This is a genomic window from Halomonas sp. LES1 (assembly GCF_031846005.1).
In the GTDB taxonomy this organism is placed as follows: domain Bacteria; phylum Pseudomonadota; class Gammaproteobacteria; order Pseudomonadales; family Halomonadaceae; genus Halomonas.
In genome coordinates this window covers 31,395-46,999 of record NZ_JAVRGC010000006.1, presented here as the reverse complement: position 1 = coordinate 46,999, position 15,605 = coordinate 31,395, and the positions used below count along the sequence as shown (strand labels likewise).

Sequence of the window (15,605 nt, the reverse complement as noted above, 5' to 3'; positions counted from 1 at the left end):
CGATAGCTCCACATCAAGGGTCGCCAGAGAGCAGGCTTATTCCAGCGACTCGTAGGGTAGCCCGACGTAGTTCTCGGCGATGGTGGTCAGCCCCGCCTCGGAGCTTGTCACATAGTCGAGCTCGGCCTGCTGCATGCGAGTATTAAAGTCCTCTTCTTCGGAGAACTTGTGCAACATCGAAGTCATCCACCAGGAGAAGCGCTCGGCCTTCCAGATCCGCTTGAGACAGGTCGCGGAGTAGTTGGGGATCAGGTCGGTGCGCCCCTCCTGGTAGACCTGGACCATCAACCGATAGAGGGTGTTGACGTCGCTTGCCGCCAGGTTGAGCCCCTTGGCCCCGGTGGGCGGCACGATATGTGCCGCATCCCCTACCAGGAACAGCCGGCCGTACTGCATCGGCTCGACCACGAAGCTGCGCAGCGGGGCAATGCTCTTCTCGAGAGACGGTCCGGTGACCAGCTTGGCGGCGACATCATCGGGAACACGCCGCTTGAGCTCCTCCCAGAAGCGCTCGTCGGACCACTCCTCGACCTTCTCGTCTAGCCCCACCTGAATATAGTAGCGGCTGCGGGTCGATGACCGCATGCTGCACAGGGCGAAGCCACGCTCATGGCGGGCATAGATCAGCTCGTCGGCCACCGGCGGAGTATCGGAGAGCAGACCCAGCCAGCCGAAGGGATAGACCTTCTCAAACTCCTTGATGCGATCCGCCGGGATTGACTTTCGCGAGATACCGTGGAAGCCGTCGCAACCTGCCACGTAGTCGCAATCGAGACGGTGAGTCTCGCCATCCTTTTCGAAAGTGATATAGGGACTATCGCTCTCGAGGTCGTGGGGCTGCACGTTGTCGGCCTCGTAGATGGTCGTGCCTCCGATCGCTTCCCGCGCCTCCATCAGATCACGCGTCACCTCGGTCTGGCCGTAGACCATCACGGTCTTGCCCCCTGTCAGCCCGGCCAGGTCGACGCGCACACGACGATTGTCCAGGGCCAGCTCCACACCATCATGAACCTCACCCTCTTCATCCATGCGCTTGTCGACACCCGCCTCGCGCAGCAGATCGACCATACCCTGCTCGAGTACACCCGCACGAATACGGCCCAACACGTACTCACCGCTCTTGCGCTCGAGAATAATATTGTCGATTCCCTGGCGGCTCAGCAGCTGGCCAAGCAGAAGGCCCGAGGGCCCGGCACCGATGATCGCGACCTGAGTTTTCATGACGGGGAGACTCCACTGTTTGGAATGGTGAACAGATGTTCGCTATATGAATTGTATTTTTTACTGAAAACCCGCCCCGAATAAGACAATATTGGTAGTTAAATATGGACAATCACAATACAAGCCTGCAACTTTAGTCACATGCCTGCTGAAAAGCTTATGTCCACCAACGCCGTCCCCGTCTTCAAGCTGTATGGCGAGACGCGCCACTGGCCAACCCCGGATCTACTCCACTGGGAATCGATTGCCGAGCGCAGCCGGCTGCACGACTGGAAAATCCAGCCTCACCGCCATGCCGACCTGCTGCACCTGCTCCATTTGACCACCGGGCGCGTCCGCCTTGAGCTGGAGGGGAGCCAGCGCTCCCATGAGGCTCCCCTGATCATCGTAGTGCCCGCCATGAGCATCCATGGCTTCCACTTCTCACCGGATACCCAGGGCCATATCATCACCCTGGCCAGCCCCCTGGCCGAACGGCTGGAGCAGCAGCTGGGTGCCCTGGCAGGAGCAATGTCACTGGCCACCGCCTACCCTCTCGAGGCCGATCGACCGGCCCGGCGCATCGCGACCCTGGTGGACCAGCTGGGAGACGAGTATCGCCACCCCGCCCCCGGCCGCGAGCGCATCCTGGAAGCGCTCACCGAGGCGCTGTTCATCGAGATCTCCCGCCTGATCGCGAGACCGCTCCACACCGGCAGCACGAGTGCTCCTCGCCCCCAGGAGCGAGGACTGGTACATCTGCAAAACTACCAGGCACTTATCGAACAACAGTTTCGTCAGCAGCCTAGTGTCGAACGGTTCGCCGAGCAGCTCGGCATGACCAGCGCTCATCTCAACCTGCTGTGCCGTCGCCTCGCCAATCGCAGTGCCCTGCAACTGCTGCATGAACGGCTGCTGCTCGAGGCGAAGCGCCAGCTTACCTACACCAACATGACGGTCGCCCAGGTTGCGGATAGCCTTGGGTTTTCGGAACCCGCCTACTTCACTCGCTTCTTCAAGCGCCTGACCGGCCTGGCACCGCGTGAGTTTCGGCGGCGCCAGGCCTAAGCGCGGCCTCGATATCATGCCCGCGGCAGTACCCCAAAAACGACAGCGCCCCCGCGAGCATGGCTCTCGGGGGCACTTGTTAGTCTAGAGATTGGCCCAGGGACTTCTGATGCTCACATCAGGAACAGCGCCGTCAGCGCCGGAAAGAGGATCAGCAAGGCCAGTCGCACGAAATCCGAGACGATAAAGGGTGCTACCCCCTTGAATATCTCGCCCAACCCGACATGAGGCGCCATGGCCTTGATCACGAATACGTTCATCCCAACCGGAGGGGTTATCAGCCCCAGCTCAACGGTCAGCACGGTGATGATGCCGAACCAGATGGGGTCGATACCGAGCGCCTGGATAATCGGATAAACCACCGGCACCGTGATTACCAGCATGGCAATCGCATCCATGAACATCCCCAGCACGAAATAGAGCAGCAGGATGCACAGCACCACGACCATGGGCGAAAGCTCCATGCCATAGAGCAGATCGGTAATCGAGAAGGAGATCCGTGACACCGAGATGAAGTAGCCCAGGGTCTCGGCACCTACCAGCATGAAGAACACCACCGCCGAGAGCGCCAGGGTCTCCTGCACGCTGCGCCATAACGCGGCTGCGCGCATGCCCTTGACCAGGGCGTAGAGCAGGGTGGCGAAGGCGCCGACACTGGCTCCCTCGGTAGGGGTGAAGGCGCCAAAGTAGATGCCCAGAATCATTACCAGAAAGACCGCGAAGAAGGGCACCAGGCCAGAGAGCGAAGCCAGCTTCTGTGTCCAGGTGGTCGACTCGCCGGCCACCGCCAGCGATGGCTTGATCCGCATCACCACGCTGACCGTCAGTGCATACATCACCAGCCCCATCAGCCCCGGCACCAGGCCTGCCATGAACATGTCGCCGACCGATTGCTCGGTAAGGATGGCGTAGATCAGCAGGGCGATGGAGGGCGGAATCATGATGCCCAGGGTTCCCCCGGCCGCCAGCGCGCCGGTGGCCAGGCCCCGGTTGTAGCCGTAGCGTTCCATCTCGGGCAGAGCGACACGGGTCATGGTGCTGGCGGTGGCCAGCGAGGAACCGGAGATCGCCGAGAAGATGCCGCAGGAGCCGACGGCAGCGATGGCCAGGCCACCCTTCCAGCCACCGCAGATCACACGGGTAGAGTGGAACAGCTTGCCGGCCATGCCGGAGTGTGCCGCCAGCACGCCCATGAGGATGAACATCGGTACCGCACTGAAGCTGTAGTTGGAGAGCACTTCTACCGGCACGGTCTTGAGCTGGGCGATGGCGGCATCCCAGCTGATCACCTGGGCAAAACCCACCACCCCGACAATCAACATGGTCAACGCTACTGGTACCCGTAGCATCATCAGTACCAACAAGAGGCCCAGACCGATGGCCCCGATCATCTCACTCCCCATGGGAGACCTCCCCTTCGACGCCGAAGATGGCACTCAACAAGGCATGGACCAGACTCCGTAGTCCCAGCATCAGACTGAGTACGGCGGCGGCGTAATAGATGGGCCCCATGGGAATCCGCAGATCCTGAGTCACCTCACCATACCGAGCAGCCGAACTGCCGGACTCCAGCAGACCGAAAAAGAGCACCAGGCCAAGGGCCGTGAAACCCAGAAGATAGACGCCGTGCAGGCGGTTCTTGATGGTGGGTGACAGGCCATGGGAGAAGGCCTCCACCACCACCTGGCTCTTCTCCACATTGGCGGCCATGGCCGCCAGCAGCGAGAACAGCATCAAATAGCTCACCAGTTCCACACTACCGGTCACGCTCAACGCCACGCTCCCGTCGGTGAGCCGCGATAGATAGCGGGTAGTGACATCAACGATGGTGACCCCCAGCAGCCCCAGCAGGGCGATGCCGGCCACTAGCTTGCACAACAGGGCCAGCCAGTGGCTGGCCCTTTTCAAGGTTGACTGCATATGGCTTTACCCCTGATCGGCGACGCAGGACGCGCTGGCGGCCAGGGCCGCCTCGTAGACCTCGCGACCGGGCAGTCCTCGCTCTTCGAGCTCGTCCAGGTAGCTCTCGATCCCGTCCTGCAGCGGCTTCTGCCAGTCCGCATTTTCCAGCGGGCTTTCGATCTCGCGGATGGTATGTCCCGCTGCCTTTGCCTCCTGCTTGCCCTCCACGTCGAGGCGGTCGAATACCGTCCCCGCATTCTCTGCCCATTTCATTCCGGAGTTGGCATCGATCACCGCCTGCTGCTCTGGGCTAAGGCGGTCGTAGGCGCGCTGGTTCATGGTCGCCACGAAGATCAGGGTGTAGAACGGCACCTCGGTGTGATACTCGACCAGTTCAATGATACGAAAGCCCTTTAGCCCCTCCCACGGAAAGCTCAGACCGTCGATGACACCTCGCTGCATGGAGGTGTAGATATCCGGCGCCGGCATGCCCACGGGGGTTGTCCCCATGTTCTCGAGCATCTCTCCCGCCACTGCGGTGGGGCGACGGATACGCAGCCCCTCGAGGTCAGCCGGCACCTTCACCTCGGTATCGATGGTGTGAATCCCCCCGGGGCCGGTGGTAAAGAAGAACAGCGGGCGGGTGTCAGCGTACTCATCGTCCAGATGCCCGTCCTCGTAGAGCGTCTGCAGTACACAGGCCCCCTGGGTCGCGCTGGTCGCTACCCCGGGCAACTCCACGATCTGTGACAGCGGGAAGCGACCGGCGGTATAGCCCTGCGCTGTCGCACTGATATCGGCGATTCCCTTGGACGCCGCTTCATAGAGAGAGTCTGGCTTGGCCAGCGTACCGGAGGGGAACATCTCCACCTTAAGCTCACCCCCAGACTCCTCCTCGAGGGTTGCGGCCCACTCCTCGAAGATATCCTGGTTAATGCCCGAAGCACCCGGCCAGAAGTGGGCCATGCGCAGGGTAGTGGCCGATTGAGCAGAAGCCGCGGCCAGGCCGGCAATGGACGCAACCAGCAGGCAGGCGGTGAACTTGGTTTTCATGGTAATCCTCCGAGAATTGTTGTCGCTGCGTCAGTCGTTCGCATAGTGAACATGAGTTCGCAGAATAGGCCAAAAGTAAACCATTGGCCCGCGCCACGAAAAGCGACTTTAGTCTTACCCCAGCAACTCCGAGCATAACCACACCCTCGTAGTATCAGTTTCAAATCGCCTGGGGGTGGTTGGTCACCACCTCCGGACCGATTGTTTTTCGCAGGGCATTTCCCAATCACCCGAGAGCTGATACCGCCAGAAAAGTTTAGTAGCGCAATTTCTGCTGAGACCACTGTTGAAATTAAGCCTGGAGAAATTTCCAACTTTAGTCTCGTTGCCGTTTGACAACATGATGCTAACCTTATGTACGCACAGCGACCTACGGTTCGCTATGCGTACAAAATGCATTTCGATCTCAATCTACAACCATAATTCGCTTCTTGGTGGATAAATATGAAAAAGACCTTAACCTCAATGGCGATAGCAGGACTTGCAATAGGTACTTCCATCACAGCTATTGCGGATACGCAGGTGGTCATGCTGGGTACTGGTACCCCCGTACCCAATGGGGAGCGCGCGGGAGCCGGTATCGCGGTCATTTACAACGATGAGGCCTATGTCTTCGATGTCGGCGCCGGAGTGATCGAACGCGCGACCCAGGCCGCCGAACGTCTCGACATCGCTCCACTAAGCCCCGTCAATATCGACCACCTCTTTCTGACTCACCTGCACAGCGACCATGTTCTGGACTACCCGGAATTGCTGGGCACCTACTGGTGGCGCCGCACGGATCAGCTCAAGGTCTTCGGCCCTGAAGGCACGCAGGCCATGAGCGAAGGCATCTATACTATGCTGGCCGATGACACCGAGACCCGGCTCAAGGACAAGAGCCCGGTCACCAACCCCGATGCGGCATATGCCGATGTCACCGAAATCACCGCCCCGGGCACGGTGTTCGAGGAGGATGGAATCAGGATCGAGGCCTTCCCCGTCTCCCATGGACACTGGGACTTGGCCTATGGCTATAAGGTGACAACCCCCGACAAGACCATTGTCATTTCCGGCGACACCTCGATCAACGAGGAAGTCGAAAGGCAAGCTGAAAAGGCCGATATCCTAATCCATGAGGTCATCAGTCACTCCGGCTGGAAGGAGCTTCCGGAACAGTGGCAAGCCTATCATCAGTACGCTCATACCCTGACCGACGAGCTGGCCGACTTGGCGAACGCCGCTCAGCCCGACCTGCTGGTGCTCTATCATGTACTGCACTACGGGGCCCCCATCGAGTCAGCACTCGAGGAAGTCCAGCGTGACTACGACGGCGACGTGGTACTAGCCGATGACCTGGATGTCTTTAAATAAGTTCGAATCCTAGGTTTATAAGATACTTGCGTTCATCGGTGGCCACCGATGTGTCTACTCGAATTCGTCTTACGGCCGGGGAGTTGACTCTCTGGCCGAAGTTGCGGATCTGAGCGGCCCCGCAACCACAATCCCACCAGCTCCCCCCTGTCGTTTACATCACAAAAACTACTCAAAGGATACATCCATGCAGCAACACACCCACCTATGGCTTGCTCCCCTCTCTTGCGTCATCCTCCTAGCCGGACCGGCACAGGCCCAAGAATCCCATAGCGGCCCCAATTTCAAGGGCGAACTGGCGACCGGCGCACTCAAGGTCGATGACCGCGACATCGATGCCTGGGCCTTTGGCCTGGAGGCGGGATTCGACGGACTTTTCACCTTCGATGATACCCCGCTCAAGCTCAGCTATGACTTCGTCGCCGACTTCACCAACGCCGTCAATGACAATGACGCCTTGACCTGGACGCCGGGCAATCCCAACGGCGGCACCGATGACGACATTTATATTCGTACGGCAAGATTGTTACTGATCAGCGATTATGGCTCCTTGCTGTTTGCCCCCCGCATTCCCTCCGGTCAGTGGAACGCACTCTACTCCGAGATCGACAACTACTACTACAATCGCTTCCATGCCCAAACCGGCGACATCGCCATCTTCGGCCAGGTGGAGCAGGCCAGTGATGTCATCGCCTATGTATCGCCAACGTTCGGCGGAGGCTTCCGCTTCGTAGGCACTAGCCTGACCCTGGACGATGCCAACAATAAAGACTCGGATGTCTGGGCCGCTCGACTGGTGTATAACAACGCCGAAGGCCTCAAGGCAGGCATCGGTCACGTCATCACCAATGCCGAACAGCTACCCACGGACGATGACTATCACCGCTCGGTGGCGTCGCTGAGCCATGAACTCGGGCGCCTGGACCTGGCAGGCATCTACGAAATCAACCGAGACCATCCTACCGGCGACTTCGATTCCTATGGGACAAATGTCACCTACGACCTGACCAATCGCTGGACGACAAGTCTAGGCTACGCCGAGAAGCGCCACGATGATAACGAGGCACTGAATGAGCGGGTCGTCGTCGCGGACATCAAGTACCACCTCGGCGAGAACACCACCCTCTTTCTGGAGACGGGCCAGTACGAAGAAGCCCATGACAATATCGCAGGCGGTATCAGCATGAAGTTTTAAGTGCACGCCGCATGGTGCCCGTCATCCAAACCGATGACACCGGGAAGAGCTGACGCTATTTACGAAGTCGTCTTAGAAGACAGGGCTCAGGTAGAGCTATCCCAGTTCAGTTCACGAAGCAGGCTGCTCCCGAGACCGCCATGTCACTCGATGTGCATGAAACCGGTATTGCCAGTGCAGGGATCCAGACTCTCAACAAGATCATCACCCTGCACCAGGCCACGCACGACTGGCGCCATGCAGCGGGGCACAATACTATCCGATCTTCAGCACCGGCTTGACGGTGGTGCCGTTCGCCGAGTCCTCGAAGGCCTGGTTGATCTGCTCCGGCGCATAGAACCTGACCAGCCTGTCGAAGGGAAAGCGCCCCTCCTTGAAGTAGGCCACCAGCTGCGGAATGAACACCCGCGGCACCGAGTCACCCTCGATCACGCCGATCATCGACTTGCCCTCGGCCATCAGGTCCTGGTGCACATCGAGCGTCACCTCGGGGGTGACGCCGACGATGGCCGAGACACCCAGCGGGCGCAGCGCCTGTAGTGACTGGCGCACCACCATGGGCACACCGGTGGTCTCCAGCGCGAAGTTGCTGCCGCCACCGGTGATCTCGCGTACCCGCTCGAGGGTATCCTCATTCTGGCCGTTGATGGCATGGGTCGCCCCCAACTCCCGGGCGAGCTCGAGACGGCTGTCGTGAACATCCACCGCGATGATCTGGTGGCAACCGGCGATGCGTGCCGCCATGATGGCGGATAGCCCCACGGCACCACAGCCGTAGACCACCAGGCTGGAGCCGAACTCGGGCTTGAGCCGGTTGAGCACGGTACCTGCACCGGTCTGGATGCCGCAGCCCAGCGGACCGAGCAGCGCCAGATCCACCTCGGGGTCGACCTTGACCGCATTGCGGGCATTGACCACGGCGTGACTGGCAAAGGACGACTGGCCAAAGAAGGTCGCCAGCGCCTCGTCACCCCGGGCGATACGGTGGCTGCCATCGTCCATGGCGCCACCGAAGTTCAAGTCATTAAAGGTGTCGCAAACGGTAGGATGCCCGGTCAGGCAGTGTCCGCAGCTACCGCAATGGGCAAACGACAGCACCACATGATCGCCCACCTCGAGCCCGGTCACGCCCTCGCCGAGGGCCTCGACTACGCCGGCTCCCTCATGCCCCAGCACGATGGGGAATGGGGCGATCCCCAGGTCGCGGGCCACGGCATCGGTATGACAGACACCGGTGGCCACGATGCGCACCCGCACCTCGCCCAGGGCGGGCTCGGCCAGTTCGACCGATTGCCATTGAAAGTCGCTGCCCTGTTCGGCGGTAACTGCCGCTTGAATCTGCATGGATAGTCTCCTTCATCGGAAGGCCCCGCCGGTCCGGCGGGGCATTAGAGTGCCATCAGTGTACGAGGCGCCTCCACGCCGCCTTGCCTCAGAAGAACTTGGTCAGCTGCAGGCGGATAGCATCGCCCTCGCTTTCGAGCCCCTTCAATCCACCGGCCTCGGCATCGTACTCATGGTAGACGGCACCCTTGAGCATCACCCCGGCCTGGGGCCAGAGGTAACCCGCCTCGGCGCCAATGGCGTGGCGCTCTGCCTTGGCGCCGATCGCTGCGCCGTCATCTGCCTCGAGCTGCCAGGCGTCGTAGCCCACCAGGCCGAGTTCCAGGCCGCTGTCCAGTCGATGACCGAAGCCCCACTCCACCAGCCAGCTATCGCCGGGGGTAATGCCGGTAGCGTCCTGCTCGGTCTTGATCTCGTAGCGTGACAACGCCGAGAAATTCCAGCGACGCTCGGCATCGAAGTGCCAGGCACCGCCCAGGGTCAGCATGGTGGTACCGTAGCCCTTGCCTACCGACGCCGGGTTATGGCGGTCAAAGTCGGCGGTGTCGAACCAGTGGCCGGCGGCAAAGGTGGCATCCCACTGCTCGCCGTGCCAGCCCAGGATCACCGGGCCGATGAAAAGATCACCGATACCATCGTCATCGAAGCGACGCCCGCCAGCGACATCGAGGTCAAACTCGAGATCGAGCATCGGCACGATCGCCTCCACCCCGTAGTCGGCTCCCAGGAACCGCTGGTCGGTCACCCAGATAAAGCGGTGCGCCAAGGCGTTGACCGAGCCACTATTACGACCAGGTGCCGCATCCCCGCTCTGATCATTGAAGCTGTCGATGTCATAGTGCATCAGGTAGCCACGGTAGTAGAGGCCCTCGGGTGGCAAGCTCGTTGCGCTAAGCCCCTCGATTCCCGGCACATAGTGGCCGTTCACGGCCAGTGCAGGCGTGGCGACAAGGCCAGCCCCCAACAGGGCCGACAGCCGGATACTGTTCTTGAATGTCATCATGCATTGTCTCTGTTATTGGCATGGCCTGACCCCGCTTGCCGCGGGGCAGGCGTTATAGGCGACGTAGAATCAGAAGGGATAGCCGCGCGGCGCATGCTGTACACTGATCCACTGATCAGTGGTGAACTCCTCGATGGCCCAGTCGCCGTTGAAACGACCCAGGCCAGAGTTCTTCTCACCGCCGAAGGGCACATGAGCCTCATCGTTGACCGGCATGTCGTTGACGTGAGTCATACCCGCCTTGACGCCCTGGGCGAATCGCGCCCCGCGCGCCAGGTCGGCGGTGAACACCGCGCTGGAGAGGCCATACTCGCACGAGTTGGCCAGCTCCAGGGCATGCGCCTCGTCACGCGCCTTCTGGATGCCGACCAGCGGGCCGAAGATCTCCTCGCGGCTGATCTCCATGTCGGGGGTGACATCGCCGAACACATGAGGCGGCACCAGCTGGCCCTCGACCTCGCCCTCGAACAGCACGGTGGCTCCCTCCTGCCTGGCGATGGCGATCTTCTCCTCCAGCCCCTCGCGCTGCTTGGCGTTGATGATCGGGCCAACCACGGTGGCCATATCATCGGGATCACCGACCTTGAGTCCCTTGACCTTGGCCACGAAGCGCTCGACGAACTCGTCGTAGCGCGACGCATCGACGATGATGCGGTTAACCGCCATGCAGATCTGCCCCTGGTGCAGGAACTTGCCCATCGCAGCGGCGTTGACGGCCTGTTCGATATCGGCGTCATCAAGCACCACGAAGGGGCTGTTGCCACCAAGCTCCAGGGCCACCTTCTTGATGTGTTCACCGCCGCTGCAGATGCCACCGATGCGACGCCCCACCGGGGTCGAGCCGGTGAAGGAGATCATGCGCGGTACGCGATGCTCGACGAAGGCGTCGCCGATCTCGCTGCCGGCCCCCACCACCACGGAGAGCAGCCCCTTGGGCAGGCCGGCTTCCTCGAAGATGCGCGCCAGCAGCAGGCCACCGCACACCGGCGTGTCGCTGGCCGGCTTGACCACCACGGCGTTGCCCAGCGCCAGCGCCGGGGCGATGGAACGCTGCGACAGGTGCAGCGGAAAGTTCCAGGGGCTGATCACCCCCACCACGCCCAGCGGCTTGCGATAGACGCGGTTCTCCTTGCCCGGCACGTTGGAGGCCAGGGTCATGCCATGCACGCGACCCGGCATGCTGGCGGCTTCCAGCGTGATGCCGCGCGCCGCACCCCACTCGACGTTGGCCTTGAGCCGGGTGCTACCCGACTCGCGGATCAGCCAGTCGATGATTTCCTCCTTGCGGGCGTCGAAGATCTCGACCACGCGATGCATCAGGCCGGCGCGCTCCGCCGGCGGCGTCGCCGCCCACTCGGCCTGGGCCTTCTCCGCCGACAGATAGGCGGCATCCAGGTCATTGCGGTCGGCCAGGCGAATCTCGAGCAGCTCGCTGTCATCGAAGGGGTTGGTCACCCTTGCGCTGCGCTCGCTCGCTCCCTCGCGCCACTCGCCGGCGATGGGTTGCAGATGGAAGTCACTGTAACGTTCCGTCATCTCTTGATTCCTCCTGGAGGATCACGATGGCGTCAGGACCATCGCGATGTATGAGTGAAGACCGGCCTCAGTCGTAGATCGCCAGGTCCGAGGCCAGTACGAAATTACCGTCGTAATAGCCGGCCATCTCTTCGCGAAGCTGCTCATCGGTCTGCCCGAAAAGCAGGGGATGAGTCATCACCAGCAGCTCCGGCTCAATGGCATCGCCGATCTCGGCCAGCTGCTTGGTGCTGGTATGGGCGTGGTACATGTAGTCCTGCCAATCCTGTGGCAGCTGGTGAACACCACCCTCACTCATGACCTCATGGATCAGGATATCGGCGCCCTCGAAGTGCTCATAGAGCGCCTCCTCGTGGCGCGTGTCGCCGCTGATGACTACCGTCTTCTCGGGTGTCTCCACCCGGTAGCCGAACGCCATGCCGTCCTCCCAGCTGCCGTGGGGCACCTTGAAGGCGGTGATGGTCACCTTGTCGTCCTGATGCACCACCTGGGTCTCGCTGATCTCGGTGACATCGACATTGAAGCCATCCGGGTTGGCCGGCTGGGTGCCATGCAGGCGATGGTCGATATCATCGACATAGGCCTCCAGGATATTGGTGGTCATGGCCTCGACCCCCTTGGGCCCGATCACCTTCATCGGCTCGCTGCGCCCCATGATCCAGGGACGCAGCATCAGCTCCGGCATGCCCATCACATGATCCGAGTCCAGATGAGTGACGAACACCTTGTTCATCTCGCCGTAGACGGAGTCGTTGCTGAAGTAGATATCCTCGGGCATGAAGTCCTTCCCGGAGAGCGCATCGAAGTTCCTGACGAACCCCGGACCGGCATCGAACAGATACATCTCCTTGTCGACCACCACCAGGATGGCCTGACCGGCGCGCTCATGCTTGAGCACCGGCGTGCCGGTGCCCAGCATCACCACGGTGGTATTACTGGACATCGTTGCGTTGCTGGCGGCAGATTCCGGTTCCGCGGCCAGCACGGACTGGCCGCCCAACAAGCCAACCAGGACCATCGGTACCAGTGGTTTCAGGGGAAAGTGCATGGGCATATGGGGTTTACCGTTTCTATTGTGCTTTGATGTGTGCAGGCCACCACGCCGAGGGTGGCCCGTGTGACTCGACCGCTGATCAGGAGCGGATGCCCGACTTACCCGGCGACAGGATGCCATTGGGATCCAAAGCATTCTTCAGCGTCTTGTGCACCTCACGCAGTGGCTCGCCGAACGTCCCCGCGACCTGCTCCATGAACTCGGTGTTCGTGCGGTAGAGACCGTAGCCACGCTTGGCGAACTCATCGATCAGCTCGGCGAAGCAGTCATGGGCCCGCTGGGTCTCTTCCGGATCCTCGCGGTTGTAAAGTAGGTCGATGACATGGTGCATGTCGCGCCAGCCGACGATGTACTTTGCCACGTAATCGAAGCCGTACTTGCCGAGGATCTTCTGAGCCAGCTCGGTCTGATCCTTGGTCTCGCTGCCCTTCGCCTGGGAGACCGGCGCAAACCACATGGAGCCACCACCCCCACGCCAGTTATAGAGGCCGAACTCCTGAAGGTTCATATCCCCCCTCATCAGGGCCGCACGATACTCGAAGCCACCGCCTCGTTTCTCGGCCTCCTCGCCGTACATGATCTTGGCCTTGCCACTCTTTCCGAAGGCCTGCTCGACGATCTTCCAGTTGACGTCAATCTGCTCGGGGGTGCCGTATAGCGCCGCGTAGACGTTCCACTCGCCGACGCCCTCATCCTGCTTGATGCGCTCGATGGCCTCGCGCGGGATGGAGTCACTACCCTCGTAGTAGGTCTTGCGCTGCACATGAGTCCCCGCATCCCAGAGGGTGTGCACAATCACCACCGCATTGGGGATGATCTGGGCAATGCGCAGCGGGCGCAGAACATCAACGATCTCCTCGATATCCTCCAGGTCGTCGTACTGGATAACGAAGGGACGATAGGCCGGGGGCTCGGGCATCAGCCACAGGCCCATCTTGGTCACGATGCCGTAGTTGGACTGGGTAAAAAGGCCGTCGATATAGGGACCATAGCCCCACTTGAACACCTGCCAGGAGCTGGAGTTCTCGATGCCTCCCATGCCGGTGCGTACCACCTCACCGTTGGCCAGCACCACCTCCATGCCACACTGGAACATGAAGTGTTCACCATAGGGTGTATAGCCCACACCGCGGTCCAGGGTATTGCCCACGGGGCCTGCGATGGCCGAAGGAGCCGGCGGATCCAGCCACAGCTTGAGGTCGTTCTCCTTGATGTAGTCGTAGAGCTGCTGATAGGTCACGCCGGGCTCGAGCAGTGCCGTGCAGACCTCGGGATCGACATCGAGAATCTGGTTCATGCGGTGCATATCGAGGATCACCTGGCCGGTCTCGCCGGGGGCGGCGCTGCCGTAGCCCAGGTTCTTGCCGGTGGAGATGGTCCAGATCGGTACCTTGTACTCGTTACAGGTGCGCACGATGCCCTGAACCTGCTCGGTAGTGGTGGGCAGCAGCGCCGCGGAAGGGATGTAGTCCTTGTCGTCGCCGGCCATCATGATCTTGGTATAGGGCGCGAGCTGGTCGCCTTCGGTCAGGACACTATCGGCCCCGAGAATCTCGCGGAACCGAACGAGGGCAGCGTCGAAGTCAGCTTCGGACACGCCCTTGGGAAGAATTCGCTGTGTGGTGCTCATGAAGTCGTCTCTCGATTATTGTGATCGGGGGCTTACAGCCGAACCAGGAAGCTCAGCTCGGTGGCACTGACGGACTCACCGTACGGACGCCTGATGTCTTGGCTATGGCGCGCGCTACCCGAGGCCGTTGCCAGGCGGGCATATTCACGCCCCAGTGCGGCTTGCCAGCTGCCCGCATCTACCGCCAACGGCGCCGCGATGGGACCGCGATGGCTCAGCAGGCGATGCTGTCCCGCGTCATGTCGCCCCAACGCCAGCACTCGGCCGCGACCGGCCAGTAGACTGGTCAGCAGTACCAGGCCCGCCTCATCGGTAAATCCAGTCGCCAGCGCGCCGGCGGGCTGTGCATTCAGCGCTAACGGGTCGAGACGACCTTCATAGCGCGGCGTCCAGCCCTGCTGACGCAACCCCTGACCTAGCTCGGTCGTGGAGCGATCGACACCGAAGAGGCTGATCGAGCCATGTGCCGGATCATCAGCAAGGCCGACATCGGAGGCCCAGGCGGCCCCCAGCGAGAGCGGCACGGAGGCGCCCAACAGCAGGCCATTCTTCATGAGTTGTCGCCGTGTCAGCTTCATGGCGCTACTCCTCGCTATCCGCGGCGGGCGCCAGATCGCCGCCCATCAATGCCTGGATCAGCGCCTCCAGCTCAGGGTCGCTGATCTTGGCTTCGCGGAAGGACGGCATGGCGGCTCGGCCGTTGCGTACCGTCATACGGATATAGTTTCCACGCGCCTCATGGGCCACTTCGGGGAATGCCATGGTGATCGGAGCCACCTTGTTGGCGACGTCCGTTTCGTGGCAGTGGGAACAGACCTGCCGGTAGACTTCGGCGGGTTCACGCATATCGGTTTCACTCTCTGCCGCCGCCACGGAGGGGAGCAGCAGAGAGCCGAACAGGGTCAGTGCCCCGATCGTCACTGGGGAGAGGTGCCGGGAAAGCACCCTTGTTATGTTTTTCATGGTCAATGTCACCCGTCTGGTCGTTATGGGCTTGCCGTCGATAGAGCCTCCAACCACCCCTAGACTTTAGTCTAATCAAAAGGTTATCAGCGGACTCCAGCCCTATTTACCTGTCAAGAACCATGCCGAAACTGTAAAACCATGGGTAATCAAGGCATTAGGCGAATTACACGCAAACATTCATTCGCAATACGAACATACGTTCGCTAATATCGGTTAACCATTTGCTCATCATTGCCTAAATCATCACCCCAGGGCGTCACCTCCTGATACTGCCTGGGTGATATCCTGGCATTGCGACTTG

14 protein-coding genes are annotated in these 15,605 nt (G+C 61.0%); 3 read left to right on the top strand and 11 right to left on the bottom strand.

The window, feature by feature from the left end; all coding sequences use genetic code 11:
• Nucleotides 1-36: 36 nt before the first annotated feature.
• A complete protein-coding gene (gene pobA / locus RM463_RS13040) occupies nucleotides 37-1,221 on the bottom strand; it encodes a 4-hydroxybenzoate 3-monooxygenase (protein WP_195689823.1) in 1,185 nt (394 codons plus the stop codon).
• A 159-nt stretch (nucleotides 1,222-1,380) separates the two neighbouring features.
• Here pobA and RM463_RS13035 point away from each other — a divergent pair, with 159 nt between their 5' ends.
• Entirely contained in the window at nucleotides 1,381-2,268 is an 888-nt protein-coding gene (locus tag RM463_RS13035; protein ID WP_311430257.1) for a helix-turn-helix domain-containing protein, read from the top strand.
• Between the two features lie 113 nt (nucleotides 2,269-2,381).
• On the opposite strand, the gene RM463_RS13030 is transcribed toward RM463_RS13035, so the two are convergent.
• From RM463_RS13030 to RM463_RS13020, 3 genes are read right to left on the bottom strand one after another with little or no spacing between them, the layout of a single operon-like run.
• Nucleotides 2,382-3,671, bottom strand: coding sequence for a TRAP transporter large permease (locus RM463_RS13030; RefSeq protein WP_311430256.1), 1,290 nt, complete (start codon nucleotides 3,669-3,671; stop codon nucleotides 2,382-2,384).
• The gene (locus RM463_RS13025) at nucleotides 3,661-4,188 is read right to left on the bottom strand and encodes a TRAP transporter small permease (RefSeq protein WP_195689821.1); all 528 of its coding nucleotides are present in this window, start codon (nucleotides 4,186-4,188) and stop codon (nucleotides 3,661-3,663) included. The genes RM463_RS13030 and RM463_RS13025 overlap by 11 nt, the downstream gene beginning before the upstream one ends.
• A 6-nt stretch (nucleotides 4,189-4,194) precedes the next feature.
• Nucleotides 4,195-5,223, bottom strand: coding sequence for a TRAP transporter substrate-binding protein (locus RM463_RS13020; RefSeq protein WP_311430255.1), 1,029 nt, complete (start codon nucleotides 5,221-5,223; stop codon nucleotides 4,195-4,197).
• Between the two features lie 444 nt (nucleotides 5,224-5,667).
• Here RM463_RS13020 and RM463_RS13015 point away from each other — a divergent pair, with 444 nt between their 5' ends.
• Both RM463_RS13015 and RM463_RS13010 read left to right on the top strand, forming a co-directional pair.
• Nucleotides 5,668-6,576: an MBL fold metallo-hydrolase gene (locus RM463_RS13015; RefSeq protein ID WP_311430254.1), complete on the top strand. Its 909-nt coding sequence runs from the start codon at nucleotides 5,668-5,670 to the stop codon at nucleotides 6,574-6,576.
• A gap of 187 nt (nucleotides 6,577-6,763) precedes the next feature.
• Nucleotides 6,764-7,771, top strand: a complete 1,008-nt coding sequence (locus RM463_RS13010; protein ID WP_311430253.1) for a porin — start codon at nucleotides 6,764-6,766, stop codon at nucleotides 7,769-7,771.
• Between the two features lie 255 nt (nucleotides 7,772-8,026).
• Here RM463_RS13010 and RM463_RS13005 read toward each other — a convergent pair whose 3' ends face one another.
• The 7 genes from RM463_RS13005 to RM463_RS12975 form a co-directional block, all read right to left on the bottom strand.
• On the bottom strand, nucleotides 8,027-9,115 hold the full coding sequence (locus tag RM463_RS13005; RefSeq protein WP_311430252.1) for an NAD(P)-dependent alcohol dehydrogenase: 1,089 nt from the start codon (nucleotides 9,113-9,115) through the stop codon (nucleotides 8,027-8,029).
• 88 nt (nucleotides 9,116-9,203) lie between these two features.
• Nucleotides 9,204-10,118, bottom strand: a complete 915-nt coding sequence (locus RM463_RS13000; protein ID WP_311430251.1) for a transporter — start codon at nucleotides 10,116-10,118, stop codon at nucleotides 9,204-9,206.
• 69 nt (nucleotides 10,119-10,187) lie between these two features.
• Nucleotides 10,188-11,654, bottom strand: coding sequence for an aldehyde dehydrogenase family protein (locus RM463_RS12995; protein ID WP_311430250.1), 1,467 nt, complete (start codon nucleotides 11,652-11,654; stop codon nucleotides 10,188-10,190).
• Nucleotides 11,655-11,721: 67 nt separating this feature from the next.
• On the bottom strand, nucleotides 11,722-12,597 hold the full coding sequence (locus RM463_RS12990) for an MBL fold metallo-hydrolase (RefSeq protein ID WP_311430249.1): 876 nt from the start codon (nucleotides 12,595-12,597) through the stop codon (nucleotides 11,722-11,724).
• Between the two features lie 190 nt (nucleotides 12,598-12,787).
• Nucleotides 12,788-14,338: an FAD-binding oxidoreductase gene (locus RM463_RS12985; protein ID WP_311430248.1), complete on the bottom strand. Its 1,551-nt coding sequence runs from the start codon at nucleotides 14,336-14,338 to the stop codon at nucleotides 12,788-12,790.
• A 32-nt stretch (nucleotides 14,339-14,370) separates the two neighbouring features.
• Entirely contained in the window at nucleotides 14,371-14,916 is a 546-nt protein-coding gene (locus RM463_RS12980; RefSeq protein ID WP_311430247.1) for a hypothetical protein, read from the bottom strand.
• A gap of 4 nt (nucleotides 14,917-14,920) precedes the next feature.
• Nucleotides 14,921-15,301 (bottom strand): cytochrome c, encoded by a 381-nt coding sequence (locus RM463_RS12975; protein WP_311430246.1) that lies wholly within the window; start codon nucleotides 15,299-15,301, stop codon nucleotides 14,921-14,923.
• Nucleotides 15,302-15,605: the final 304 nt, after the last annotated feature.